Annotated in this window: 12 protein-coding genes; 6 read left to right on the forward strand and 6 right to left on the reverse strand. The window is 71.1% G+C overall.

The window, feature by feature from the left end:
- Positions 1 to 626 precede the first annotated feature (626 nt).
- Complete coding sequence (locus tag N538_RS0115955; protein WP_036570764.1) at positions 627 to 1889, reverse strand: phospholipase D-like domain-containing protein; 1263 nt, start codon at positions 1887 to 1889, stop codon at positions 627 to 629.
- Between the two features lie 236 nt (positions 1890 to 2125).
- On the opposite strand from N538_RS0115955, the gene uvrB reads away from it, so the two are divergent.
- Genes uvrB through N538_RS0115975 form a run of 3 tightly spaced genes read left to right on the forward strand, consistent with a single transcriptional unit; the run spans position 2126 to position 5992 of the window.
- Positions 2126 to 4246, forward strand: a complete 2121-nt coding sequence (gene uvrB, locus N538_RS0115965) for an excinuclease ABC subunit UvrB (protein WP_028638110.1) — start codon at positions 2126 to 2128, stop codon at positions 4244 to 4246.
- Positions 4243 to 4680 (forward strand): VOC family protein, encoded by a 438-nt coding sequence (locus N538_RS0115970; protein WP_028638111.1) that lies wholly within the window; start codon positions 4243 to 4245, stop codon positions 4678 to 4680. The genes uvrB and N538_RS0115970 overlap by 4 nt, the downstream gene beginning before the upstream one ends.
- Positions 4681 to 4699: 19 nt before the next feature.
- Positions 4700 to 5992, forward strand: coding sequence for an MFS transporter (locus N538_RS0115975; protein ID WP_036570767.1), 1293 nt, complete (start codon positions 4700 to 4702; stop codon positions 5990 to 5992).
- Here N538_RS0115975 and N538_RS0115980 read toward each other — a convergent pair.
- The gene (locus N538_RS0115980) at positions 5949 to 7004 is read right to left on the reverse strand and encodes an AbrB family transcriptional regulator (RefSeq protein WP_028638113.1); all 1056 of its coding nucleotides are present in this window, start codon (positions 7002 to 7004) and stop codon (positions 5949 to 5951) included. The two genes, N538_RS0115975 and N538_RS0115980, sit on opposite strands and share 44 nt — an antisense overlap.
- Positions 7005 to 7022: 18 nt before the next feature.
- Between N538_RS0115980 and N538_RS0115985 the strand changes: the two genes are divergently transcribed.
- The gene (locus N538_RS0115985) at positions 7023 to 7577 is read left to right on the forward strand and encodes a hemerythrin domain-containing protein (RefSeq protein ID WP_028638114.1); all 555 of its coding nucleotides are present in this window, start codon (positions 7023 to 7025) and stop codon (positions 7575 to 7577) included.
- Here the strand turns inward: N538_RS0115985 and N538_RS0115990 are convergent.
- Both N538_RS0115990 and N538_RS0115995 read right to left on the reverse strand, forming a co-directional pair.
- The gene (locus N538_RS0115990; RefSeq protein WP_028638115.1) at positions 7574 to 8167 is read right to left on the reverse strand and encodes a hypothetical protein; all 594 of its coding nucleotides are present in this window, start codon (positions 8165 to 8167) and stop codon (positions 7574 to 7576) included. The genes N538_RS0115985 and N538_RS0115990 overlap by 4 nt on opposite strands.
- Positions 8164 to 9507, reverse strand: coding sequence for an MFS transporter (locus N538_RS0115995; RefSeq protein WP_028638116.1), 1344 nt, complete (start codon positions 9505 to 9507; stop codon positions 8164 to 8166). The genes N538_RS0115990 and N538_RS0115995 overlap by 4 nt, the downstream gene beginning before the upstream one ends.
- 147 nt (positions 9508 to 9654) lie before the next feature.
- Here N538_RS0115995 and N538_RS0116000 point away from each other — a divergent pair, with 147 nt between their 5' ends.
- Positions 9655 to 10479 carry an alpha/beta fold hydrolase gene (locus N538_RS0116000; protein ID WP_028638117.1) on the forward strand — a complete coding sequence of 275 codons (825 nt, stop codon included), beginning with the start codon at positions 9655 to 9657 and terminating at the stop codon, positions 10477 to 10479.
- 27 nt (positions 10480 to 10506) lie between these two features.
- On the opposite strand, the gene N538_RS0116005 is transcribed toward N538_RS0116000, so the two are convergent.
- Positions 10507 to 11181 carry a potassium channel family protein gene (locus tag N538_RS0116005; RefSeq protein ID WP_231496243.1) on the reverse strand — a complete coding sequence of 225 codons (675 nt, stop codon included), beginning with the start codon at positions 11179 to 11181 and terminating at the stop codon, positions 10507 to 10509.
- On the reverse strand, positions 11178 to 11729 hold the full coding sequence (locus tag N538_RS27555) for a DUF1707 SHOCT-like domain-containing protein (RefSeq protein WP_197025365.1): 552 nt from the start codon (positions 11727 to 11729) through the stop codon (positions 11178 to 11180). The genes N538_RS0116005 and N538_RS27555 overlap by 4 nt, the downstream gene beginning before the upstream one ends.
- Before the next feature lie 195 nt (positions 11730 to 11924).
- Here N538_RS27555 and N538_RS0116015 point away from each other — a divergent pair, with 195 nt between their 5' ends.
- Entirely contained in the window at positions 11925 to 12698 is a 774-nt protein-coding gene (locus tag N538_RS0116015) for an MlaE family ABC transporter permease (protein ID WP_028638119.1), read from the forward strand.
- Positions 12699 to 12700 lie beyond the last annotated feature (2 nt).

Here is a 12700-nt window from a genome sequence, read left to right on the forward strand (position 1 = left end):
CCTGCTCGATCTCATCGCTCCTCCTAGGGGAGTGACGAGGACGCGACGACCCGCGGTGCGCCCTCCGGGTGGTGTCGATCCTTCCCAGTGAAGCCCACGACGACCCGAGCGCGCATCACACCGGTTGACGAGATCGGGACTAGTGCAGGAACGCGCGGGTCAGCGCCGCGTCGAAGGCACGGCCCGGCAGCAGCCGGCGTGCTGCGGGATGACCCGTGCCCCCTTGCCGGACGCGTAGCGGGTGCGCGGACGCCAGGCCGTCGGGCCTTCACGATCGTCCGCGCCGAGGTCGTGGGGCCACTGGACATCAGCCGGATGCGAATGCCGCGGAGGGGAGCGCAGCGTTCCAGGCGGCTGGGCCGGGTCAGGCGTGGGTGGCGAGGAACGCGGAAACCGTCTGGTCTGCGACGGTCAGGTCGACCGGTGCGGTCGGTGGTTCGTTGTGGCTCCACTGCAGCACGTAGTCGGTCACGTCGTCGTTGAGGCAGCTGTCGGGCGGGCAGCCAGCGAGTCAGTGCCCCACTAGACCGGTCAGCAGTGGCGCTCGCATCCGGCGTCGACAGGTGCACGCTCATCGGCTCCGGTAAAGGCTCGCAGTCTCGGACCGCGAATAGGGACACACTCAGTCAGAGCAGCGGCCGCAGGGGCGCGAGGATCGCCTCGGTGAACTTGCGGTGCAGGTCCCGCGCCTCCCACTCGCCGTGGGTGAGCTCGAGGCAGTTCGACTCGTCGGTGCGGAAGATCTCCTCGAGGTTGGCCGCGAAGGCCTCGTCGATCACCTCGATGTTGATCTCGTAATTGCCCTGGAGGCTGAGGCGGTCGACGTTCGCCGTGCCGACCGTCGACCAGGTGCCGTCGATCGTGGAGGTCTTCGCGTGCACCATGGCGTCGCGGAACCGGAAGATCCGCACCCCGGCGTTCAGCAGCTGCGTGAAGTAGCCGCGGGAGATCCAGTCCGCGACGATGTGGTTCGACTTCAGCGGCAGCAGCAGGCGTACGTCGACCCCGCGCCCGGCCGCGTCCTTGATCGCGTCGACGAAGTCCTGATCGGGGCAGAAGTAGGCAGCCGTCAGCCAGATGTTGGTCGACGCGCGGTTGATCGCCTCGATGTACATCGACCGGATGGGGAACATCCACAGCCGCGGCACGTTGCGGTGGAACCGGATCCGCGGCTCCCAGGTGGACGCGGTCTCGAGCAGCAACGGCCGCTCCGACGTCCCGATCCGGCGCCGCCGGTTGAGGTTCCAGAAGTCCGCGAACGCGCGCTTGAGGTCCCAGACGCCCGGGCCGGTGATGCGCACGTGCGTGTCGCGCCACTCGGTGGCGTACGCCGACCCGACGTTGTAGCCGCCGACGAACCCGACCGCGTCGTCGACGACCAGGATCTTGCGGTGGTCGCGGCCGTAGCGGGCGAGGTCGAAGAACTTCCAGCCGGCCGGGTAGACCGGGTAGCGCAGGACCTTCATCGTCGGCGGGAACCGCTTGAACCGCGGCGAGACGACGAGGTTCGCGAACCCGTCGTAGATGACGTAGACCTCGACGCCCCGGTCGGCAGCCGCGGAGAGCGCCGCCTTGAACCGCTCGCCGACCTCGTCGCCCTTCCAGATGTAGGTCTCGAAGAGGATCTGCCGCTGTGCCTGCTCGATGGCGCCGAGCATGGCGTCGTAGAGGTCGCGGCCGTAGGTGTACGTCGTGAGCGTGCCCTCGCCGACCTCGACCTCGTGCGGCGCCGTGACGGGGAACGGCCGCGGCTTCTTGCCGCGGCGGCGGTAGGAGTCGACCAGCGACATCCCGATCGCCAGCGCCAGCTGGACGCCGAAGACGGCCATCAGCGTGCGGCGGAGGATCCGGATCACCCGCGCGGACGGAGAAGGCGTGCGGCGGGTCACGGAGACAATCTAGCCAGACGAGAGGAGCCCCCGCCGGTCGGCGGGGGCCCCTCTGACGACGCTGCCGGTCACTCCTCCGAGCAGGTGACCACGACCGGGATGTTGGTCTTGGGCACGCACAGCGCCCAGATCTTCGTCTTGAAGGGGTGCTGCACGCCGTCGAACTGGACCGACCGGGGCCAGGGGTCCGCCCGCTCCGGAGCGACGCTGTCGGTGCCCCCGTCTACGCTCGGAGTATGCGACCAGTGACGGATCTCGAGCGCCGCGTGGCGCCGTTCAAGGTGGTCTCCGACTACCAGCCGTCGGGCGACCAGCCCACGGCCATCGCGGAGATCTCACGCCGGATCCGGGCCGGCGTCCAGGACGTCGTGCTCCTCGGCGCCACCGGCACCGGCAAGACCGCGACGGTCGCCTGGGTCGCGGAGCAGGTGCAGCGCCCGATCCTGGTCATGCAGCCGAACAAGACGCTCGCCGCGCAGTTCGCCAACGAGCTGCGCCAGCTGTTCCCGGACAACGCCGTCGAGTACTTCGTCTCCTACTACGACTACTACCAGCCCGAGGCCTACGTCCCGCAGACGGACACCTATATCGAGAAGGACTCCTCGATCAACGAGGAGGTGGAGCGGCTGCGCCACTCCGCGACCAACAGCCTGCTCACCCGCCGCGACGTGATCGTGGTCAGCACCGTCTCCTGCATCTACGGCCTCGGCACCCCGCAGGAGTACGTCGACCGGATGATCCGGCTGAAGGTGGGGGAGGAGCACGACCGCGACTCGATCCTGCGCCGGCTCGTCGAGATCCAGTACACCCGCAACGACATGACGTTCACCCGGGGCACGTTCCGGGTGCGCGGCGACACCCTGGAGATCTTCCCGGTCTACGAGGAGCACGCCGTCCGGGTCGAGTTCTTCGGCGACGAGATCGAGCGGCTGATGACGCTGCACCCGCTGACCGGGGAGGTCGTGACGGAGGACCAGGAGCTCTACGTCTTCCCGGCGACCCACTACGTCGCAGGTCCGGAGCGGATGGAGCGCGCCATCCGGGGCATCGAGCTCGAGCTCGAGGACCAGCTCGCGAAGTTCGAGCGCGAGGGCAAGCTGCTGGAGGCGCAGCGGCTGCGGATGCGCACGACCTACGACGTCGAGATGATGCGGCAGGTCGGGTCGTGCTCCGGCATCGAGAACTACTCGATGCACATCGACGGCCGCTCCCGCGGGTCGGCGCCGAACTGTCTGCTCGACTACTTCCCCGAGGACTTCCTGCTCGTCGTCGACGAGTCGCACGTCGCCGTGCCCCAGATCGGCGGCATGTACGAGGGCGACATGTCCCGCAAGCGGAACCTCGTCGACCACGGGTTCCGGCTGCCCAGCGCGATGGACAACCGACCGCTGCGCTGGGAGGAGTTCCTGGACCGGATCGGGCAGACGATCTACCTCTCCGCGACCCCGGGCAACTACGAGCTCGACAAGGTCGGCGGCGACACCGTCGAGCAGATCATCCGGCCGACCGGCCTGGTCGACCCCGAGGTGATCGTGAAGCCGACCAAGGGCCAGATCGACGACCTGATCCACGAGATCAACACCCGGGTGGAGAAGAACGAGCGGGTCCTGGTCACCACGCTGACCAAGAAGATGTCCGAGGACCTCACCGACTACCTCCTCGACGCCGGCATCCGCACCCGGTACCTCCACTCCGAGGTGGACACGCTGAAGCGGATCGAGCTGCTCCGCGACCTGCGGCTGGGGCAGTACGACGTCCTCGTCGGCATCAACCTGCTCAGGGAGGGCCTCGACCTGCCCGAGGTGTCGCTGGTCGCGATCCTGGACGCGGACAAGGAGGGCTTCCTCCGCTCCGACAAGTCGCTGATCCAGACGATCGGCCGCGCGGCGCGCAACGTCTCCGGCCAGGTGCACATGTACGCCGACAGGATCACGCCCTCGATGGAGTCGGCGATCGACGAGACCAACCGGCGCCGGGCCAAGCAGGTCGCCTACAACGAGGCGAACGGCGTCGACCCCCAGCCGCTGCGCAAGAAGATCGCCGACATCACCGACATGCTGGCCCGCGAGGACGAGAGCACCCAGGCGCTGCTCGAGACCTGGCAGCACCAGGACCCGAAGAACCGGAAGGCGCCGGTCCCGGCGCTCTCCCGGCTGGCGGGCGGCGAGGCCGGTCAGCACAGCAAGGACCTCGCCGGGCTGCCGAGCGCGGAGCTCGCCCAGCTGATCCAGGAGCTCACCGACCAGATGAAGGGGGCGGCCGCCGAGCTGCACTTCGAGGTGGCGGCGCGGCTCCGCGACGAGATCTCCGACCTCAAGAAGGAGCTGCGGCAGATGATGGAAGCGGGCGTGAAGTGAGCCGGGTCCGGCAGGTGCAGGTGACCTTCGACTGCGCCGACCCGCGGTCGCTCTCGACGTTCTGGAACGCCACTCTCGGCTACGCCTTCCCGCCGCCCCCGCCCGGCTTCGGTTCCTGGGACGACTTCTCGGCGACCTTGCCCGAGGAGAAGCGCAACATGGCGTCCGCCTCGGTCGATCCCGACGCCGCCGGCCCGCGGCTGTTCTTCCAGCAGGTCCCCGAGGGCAAGACCGTGAAGAACCGCGTCCACCTCGACGTCCGCGCCGCGCCGGGGCTGGAGGGCGACGAGCGGATGGCCGCCCTGGAGGCCGAGGCCGACCGCCTGGTCGCGCTCGGCGCGACCCGGATGAAGCGGTTCGAGCCCGACCCGCCGATGAGCGCCGGCTTCCTGGTCATGCAGGACCCCGAGGGCAACGAGTTCTGCCTCGACTGAACCACCTAGAATCCGCGGAGTGAATCAGCCCCCGACCACCACGGCCCGCGCCTGGTCGGTCTGGGTCGTCGGTCTCCTGGTCTACCTGGTCGCGGTCTTCCACCGGTCCTCGCTCGCGGTGGCCGGCCTCGCGGCCACCGAGCGCTTCGACATCTCGGCCTCGCAGCTGGCGACGTTCACGATGCTCCAGCTGGTCGTGTACGCCGCCATGCAGATCCCGGTCGGGCTCCTGGTCGACCGGTTCGGCTCGCGCAGCGTGCTGCTGTGCGGCACCGTGCTGCTGACCTGCGCGCAGGCCGGGTTCGCGCTGGCCGAGACCTACCCGGAGGCGCTGGTCGCCCGGGTCTTCGTCGGCATGGGCGATGCGATGACGTTCATCTGCGTGCTGCGCCTGGTGAGCAGCTGGTTCCCGGCCCGCCGGATCCCGCTGGTCACCCAGCTGACCGGCACGCTGGGGCAGCTCGGCGCGGTCGGGGCCGCCGTCCCCATGACCTGGGCGCTGGGGCACCTCGGCTGGACCGAGGCGTACCTGATCGCAGCCTCGCTCGGCCTCGCCCTCGCGGTCGCCGTCCTCCTCGTCCTCCACGACTCGCCCACGCACCGCAATCTGCGCGGCCCCTCGCTCTCGCTCGCGGCCGTGCGCGCCAGCCTCGCCGCGTCCTGGGCGCACCCCGGCACCCGCCTGGGGTTCTGGATGCACTTCTCCACGCAGTTCAGCGCCACCGCCCTGAGCCTGCTCTGGGGCTACCCCTTCTTCGTCAAGGGCGAGCTCCAGTCGTCCTCGACGGCAGGCCTGCTGCTGACGCTGATGGTGCTGGCGGTGATGGCCGCGGGCCCGACGCTCGGGTGGCTGGTCGGCAACCACCCGTGGCAGCGCTCGACGATGGTGCTGGGCATCGTCTCCTCGATCGTCGTCGTGTGGACCGCCGTGCTGCTCTGGCCCGGCCACGCGCCGACGCCGCTCCTGGTCGTCCTGGTGATCGTCGTCGGCGTCGGGGGACCGGCCTCGATGATCGGCTTCGACGTCGGCCGCACGTCGAACCCGAAGGAGCGGTTCGCCAGTGCCAGCGGGATCATCAACCAGGGCGGGTTCATCGCCAGCCTCCTGCTGGTGATCGCGATCGGCCTCGTCCTCGACTGGCGTACCCCCGGCTCGAGCACCGACTACACGCCCTCGGGGTTCCGCTGGGCGATGTCCGTGCAGTACGTCCTGTGGGCGGTCGGCCTGTCGCAGGTCTACCGCTACCGGGTGCAGGCCCGCCGCGTCATCAACCGCGCCGAGCTCGAAGAAGGCGCGCGAGCACCGGGGTGAACGCCAGGATCACGAGCAGCCGGAACAGCTGCACCGCCATCACGTAGGTCACGTCCGAGCCGCTGTCCGCGGCCGTGGCGAGCACCGCGAACAGGCCGCCGGGCGTGGTCGCGAGGTACGCCGTCAGCCCGTCGACCGGCGTCAGCCGGGCCAGCACCGCGCCGAGCAGCGCGGTCGCCGCGACCATCGCCGCGATGATGAGCAGGACGACGGGCAGCATCCGCGCGATCGAGGCCAGGCTGGCCCGGGTGAACCGGAGTCCGACCTGGACGCCGATCAGCGCGTAGGCCAGCCACTGCAGGGCGATCGGCACCGCCGGCGCGCCGAGCCAGCCGGTCGCGGTCAGGGCCACCGCCACCGCCAGCGGGCCGAGCAGGGTCGCGGTGCTGATCGGCACCAGCCGGGCGAGCACCATGCCGAGCGCCAGCGCGATCGCGGTGTAGGCGAGGTCCTCGGCCCAGCCCTCGCCGTTCGCCGTGAACGTCCCCAGGCCGTGGTCGGGGTGGAAGACCACCGCGGTCACCAGGGGCATCGAGACGAGCACGACGAACACCCGGAGGTACTGCACGACGGTGACCACGCGGTCGTCGGCGCCGAGGTCGCGCGCGATCGCGACGACGCCGGACGCACCGCCCGCGATCATCGCGAAGGCGCCGGTCACCTCGCTGACGTCGCGCCGGATCGCGAGGGTGCGGCCGGCGAGCAGGCTGATGACGACCGTCGCCGCGGTGACGCCGAGGATCGGCAGCAGCGCCGGGCCCATGTCGGCGAGCGCGGACAGGCTGACCAGGGAGCCGATGGTGATGCCGATCAGCGCCTGGCCCAGCCGGAACGACCACGGCGGCAGCGTGAGCGCGGTCGGCGAGGTCAGCGCGTGCGCCATGCCGCCGAGCAACGAGCCGAACAGCACGGCCGACGGCACCCGCAGCACGGACAGGGCCACGCTGAGGGCGACGGTCACGCCCAGGACGAGCAGCACCGCCTGCAGGGGTGTCCGCTCGCGCCCGGTCATCGCACCTACGCTACGGACGTGACCAACATCGATCTCGGAAGGCCCGTGCAGGGCGATGTCGTCGACCTGATCCTCGATGATCACCGTCGATTCGAGGCGCTGCTGCGGGACCTGCGTGACAGCAGCCAGGACCGCGACGCCGTACGACGAGCCTTCGCCGCCCTGCACGTCGCGCACGCGGAGGCGGAGGAGAGGTTCGTCTACCCGAAGCTGAAGCGGAAGAACGCCGTCGACGACCACGAGGCCGACCACGGCGTCGAGGAGCACGCCGAGGGCAACCAGGCGCTGCTGGGGGTGCTCGAGCTCTCGGGCACCGACACCCAGGCCTTCGACGACGCGGTCGAGGAGCTCGCCCGGCTGGTGAACCACCACCTGACCGAGGAGGAGCTCACCATCCTCAACCCGGCCCGCGAGGCCGTCGGCCCGCAGGTCCGCGCCGACCTCGGCGAGCAGTTCGCCACCGAGCGCAACCGGCAGATCGACGAGGACTGCGGCCGGCTCGAGAACGTCCGCCGGATCGTGGCCGAGGCGCGCCGCACGGGCCTGCTGGACGACGAGGACGGCGACGACTAGATCAGGTCATCGAGGCGGGCGACCAGCGAGTCCCGCACCGCCTGGGTGACGGCGGCGTCGACCCGGCGCTCCAGGTCGTCCTGGTCGTCGAGGTCCGCCAGCACGGCGCGCAGGTCCAGGTCGTCGATCGCGCGGGTCAGCACGTCGTCGGTCTTCAACGCCGCGTCGACCACGGCGCCGGGCAGCGCCCGGATGGCGGCCTCGAGGAACGGGTTGAGCTCGGCGTTGTCGAGCGCGTCGTCCACGAGGTCGGACGCCGGCGGCAGGGTTCCCTCGTCCTTCATCCGCTGGACCGCCGCGAGCAGTCCGTCGTGCAGGGCGTCGACCTGGGCATCGGTGCGCGGCCCGGGCTGGGCGAGCTCCAGCGTCAGCGCCTCGCGGCTGACGCCGAGCGTGCACGCGGCGTCGTCGAGCCCGATGAGCACCAGCCGCTCGGTGAGGCCGTCGATCCCGTCGGCCTGGGAGCTGACGGTCCGCGCGGCGCACGGGTCGGCGCTGTGGAGCGGCTCGAGTCCGCCACCGCCGGCCACGAGCTGGACGGTGAGCACGGCGCCGACCAGCGCGAGGCAGAACGCCGGCAGCCCGTTCACGTCGCGACCTTCCGGCGGGGTGCGACCACGACCAGCAGGGCGAGGAGCGCGAGCCCCGCGCCGATCAGGAACGAGTCGCGGAACGCCCGCGTCGCCGCCCGCTCGACCTGGGCGCCGAGGTCGCGCTCGAGGCGGTCCGCCGCGGGCTGCTGGGCGGGATCGAGGTCGAGCGCAGCGAAGGCCGCGTGCAGGTCCGGGACCCGGCCCTGCTGCGCCCTCAGCTCGCCCCCGAGCGCCTGGGCGACCGCGATCTTGTCCTGCGGGGGCAGGGGCGCGTCGAGCACCAGGGAGGTGATCGCCTCCTGCGCCGGGACCTGGGCGTCCAGCAGGTCCGCGGTGAACACCGGCGTGAGGATGGCGAGCCCGACGACGACGCCCGCGTGCCGGGCGCCGATGGTCCATCCCGCGTGCTTCACGCGCGGCAGCCGCAGCTCCATCGCCTGCGAGGTGAGGTGGTCGACGGTGAGGCCGAGCCCCAGGCCGACCAGCGCCTGCGGCGCCACGGTCCAGAGCAGGTCGGCCGCGGGCAGCAGCGCCAGGCACACCAGCCCGCCGGCGACCAGGAAGCACCCGGACGCCACCTCGACCTCGCGGGACGGCCGGAAGAGGCGCGCGACGGGTCGCGCGGCCAGGGCCGCGAGCGGGACGACGGACACGGCCAGCGCCGCCGTGGCGGGGGACCGGCGCCAGCCCTCGACGAGCAGGAGGACCAGCAGGAACAGCGCCGCGGTCAGGGCGGCCGACAGCAGGGCGAGGGTCAGGTTCGGGCGCAGTGCCGGGCGGTGCCGGTCCGCCGACGGCTGCGGGGGAGCGGACAGCAGCAGCGCGGCCGGGACGGCAAGGATCGCGAAGGGCACCTGCACCACGAAGATCGCCTGCCACGAGAACGCCTGCGTGAGGATGCCGCCCGCGACCGGGCCCGCCGCGGTGCCCACCACGCCTGCGGCCACCCACGTCGCGACGCCGCGACGCTCGCCGTACTCCGCGGCCAGCAGCTCCAGGCAGCCGAGGAGGGCGAACGCGCCACCGACCGCCTGCACGCACCGCGCGCTGACCAGCCCCTCGATGGAGCCAGCACCGGCGCACCACGCCGAGGCGACCGCGAAGACCGCGATGCCCGCCGCGGTCAGCCGCCGCGGCCGGGTCCGGGCCAGGAGCAGCCCCGCCGGCACGGCGACCAGCGCGAGCACCAGGTTGTAGGCGATCAGCACCCACGCGACCTCGCCCACGGTCGTCCGCAGGTGGAACAGGATGGCGGGCAGTGCGAGCGTGACGATCGCGGAGTCGGCCAGGACGAGCGCCACGGTGACCGCGAGCAGCGGGGCGGCGAGGCGGCGCACCCGGCCATCCTGTCAGGTCCGTGCCGGGCCGGTGCCGCGGATTGCAGGCAGCACCAATGTGGAGGCGGCGGATCCGGCGTAGGCAGGGGGAGTCGATCCACTCCCGAGGGCGCATGACCCGCGGGCAACCCGTACAAGGAGCGTGGCATGGGAACCATCACGACGGCTGACGGCACGGAGATCTTCTACAAGGACTGGGGCTCGGGCCAACCGATCGTGTTCAGCCACGGGTGGCCCCTGTCCGCCGACGACTGGGACAACCAGATGCTGTTCTTCGTCCAGCAGGGCTATCGCGTCGTCGCCCACGACCGCCGCGGGCACGGGCGCTCGACGCAGACCGGCGAGGGCCACGACATGGACCACTACGCCGCCGACCTGGCCGCGGTGGTCGACCACCTCGACCTGCACGACGCCGTGCACGTCGGCCACTCCACGGGCGGCGGGGAGGTCACGCGGTACGTCGCCCGCCACGGCGGCGACCGGGTGGCCAAGGCGGTGCTGGTCAGCGCGGTTCCCCCGCTGATGCTCCGGACCGACGCCAACCCCGGCGGGCTCCCGATGGAGGTCTTCGACGGCTACCGGGAGGGTACGGCGACCCAGCGCGCCCAGTTCTACCTCGACGTCGCCTCGGGACCGTTCTACGGCTACAACCGGCCCGGAGCCGAGCCCTCCCAGGGCGTCATCCGGAACTGGTGGCGGCAGGGGATGATGGGCGGCGCGAAGGCCCATTACGACGGCATCAAGGCGTTCTCCGAGACCGACTTCACCGAGGACCTCCGGCAGATCCGGGTCCCGACGCTGGTCATGCACGGCGACGACGACCAGGTCGTGCCGATCGCCGACTCGGCCGAGCTCTCCGTGGAGCTGCTCAGCGACGGCGCGCTCAAGGTGTACCCGGGATTCCCCCACGGGATGTGCACGGTCGATGCCGACGTCATCAACGCCGACCTGCTCGAGTTCGTGAAGTCGTGAGAGCCCGGCGCGGCGGCGTGGCGAGGCTCAGGCCTCCGGCCGGCGAGCGACGACGGCCAGGCTGACGAGCCGCGCGACGACGAGCGCGACGTAGAAGACCCCGGCGACCATCTCGACCATCGCGAAGGATCGGGCGTGCCCGCCGACGGGAACGACGTCGGAGAGCCCGACGCTCGTCAGCGTGCTGAACGACAGGAAGAGCAGCTCGAACCAGCTCCGGTCACCGACGCCGGTCGCGCCGATGAACGAGCCGGGCCAGACGACCTGGCAGGCGGCGAACACGTAGGCGAACCCCCAGGCGACGACCGTGAACGCGGCTCCGGTCGCGAACAGCTCGTCCCGGGTCACCCGGTCGTCGTGGAAGAGGTACCGGATCATCGCGTAGGAGATGTAGAAGTAGAAGGGCGCGTGGAGGAACGCCGAGGTCAGCACGATCGGGTCGCTGTGCGGCTGCCAGGCCTCGAGGATCGTGAGGACCATCGCGGGCGCACCCAGCAGCACGGCGACCCAGGTCAGCGCCGGCGTCGGTCGGACGGCCGCGAGCGCGGCGAGGACGATCCCGAGCTGCACGGTCCCGACCACGGCGCGGCCCCACGCCGTCTGGTCGAGGAACGGGTACGCCAGCACGGCGACGAGCTGGGTGGACATCAGGACCGCGGACGGGTGCGCGCGGACGGTCGCGGCGCGCGTCCGCAGGCTCACCACGGCAGCCAGCCCGGCGGCCGCTGCTGCTTGTCGCGCTGCCGCTCCAGGCGCCGGATCTCGTGGTCGACGATCTCGGTCCGGGACATCGCGGTGCGCACGAGGTTCAGCAGGCTGAAGGCGATCACGAAGGCCGGCCAGAAGAAGTAGGGGTCGAAGCCCCCGTGCCGCCAGGAGGTCGCGAACCAGATCGCGGTGGTGACCAGGCTCGCGCCGAGGAAGGAGAAGGACGCCTCGCGCCGCTTGGTCCGCCAGTGCCGCTCCGCCATCGCCTCGAGGTCGGACCGGGTGGCGTGCGCCAGGCTGGTGCCGGTGGACGGCTGCCGAACGACCAGGTCGCCGAGCAGCGGGTTCAGCTCGCCCAGCACCCGCACCCCGAGCGCCTGCTCGGAGCGCTGCTCGTACTCGTCACGGTCGAGGCGGCCGTCGGCGTACGCCTCGTCGAGGACCTGCTGGACCACGATCCGGTCGTGGTCGGAGGCGCGGATCGGCGCGTAGCGGCTGTCGCGCGGGTCGTGGGTGAACGACGACCAGACCTCCCTGTCCACCTCCACATCGTAGGAGGCGGCCCGGCGGGGCCGGTCCAGCCCACGTTTCGCCCCCGTCACCCCGGGGGAGGACGGTCGTTGACATCGGTGGGAGAACCGGTTCTACCCGGAGTGGACGCTCGTTGCCTGAAACGAGAACACGTTCTACTCTGTGGCAGCTGTCTAGACATGGGCAGCGAACAGGGGAGGTGAGGGATGGCGTTCTCTGCCGTGTCGGTGATCCGGGGACCCGGCGAGATCGCGGCGATGGTCGTCGAGGTCACCAAGCGCATCTTCACGCGCCCCTTCCAGTTCCGGGAGTTCGTGGAGCAGGCGTGGTTCATCACCAGCGTCACCCTCCTGCCGACGATCCTGGTCTCGATCCCGTTCGGAGCGGTCATCTCGCTCCAGGTCGGCAACCTCACCGGGCAGCTCGGCGCCCAGTCGTTCGCCGGCGCCACCGCCGTGCTCGCGACCGTCCGGGAGGCGGCGCCGATCGCGGCCGCCCTGATCATCGCCGGCGCCGCCGGCTCCGCCATCTGCTCCGACATGGGCGCCCGCAAGATCCGCGAGGAGATCGACGCCATGGAGGTCCTCGGCGTCGACCCCCTGGAGCGGCTGGTGGTCCCGCGCGTGGTGGCGACCATGTTCGTCGCCGCGATGATCAACGGCATCGTGATCGCCGCCGGCATCGGCGGCGGCTACTTCTTCACCGTCATCGTCCAGGGCGGCTCCGCCGGCGCCTTCCTCGCGAACTTCACCGTGCTCGCCAGCCTGCCCGACCTCTACATCGCGATGATCAAGGCGGTCGTCTTCGGCTGGCTGGCCGCGATCGTCGGCGCCTACAAGGGCCTGAACGCCGGCGGCGGGCCGAGCGGCGTCGGCCGGGCCGTCAACGAGTCCGTGATCGTGGCGTTCATGCTGCTGTTCTTCCTCAACGCGATCATCACCGCGATCTACTTCCAGGTCGTCCCACCCCCGGGGCTCTGACG

Origin of the sequence: Nocardioides sp. URHA0032 (assembly GCF_000620645.1) — a bacterium.
GTDB lineage: Bacteria > Actinomycetota > Actinomycetes > Propionibacteriales > Nocardioidaceae > Nocardioides.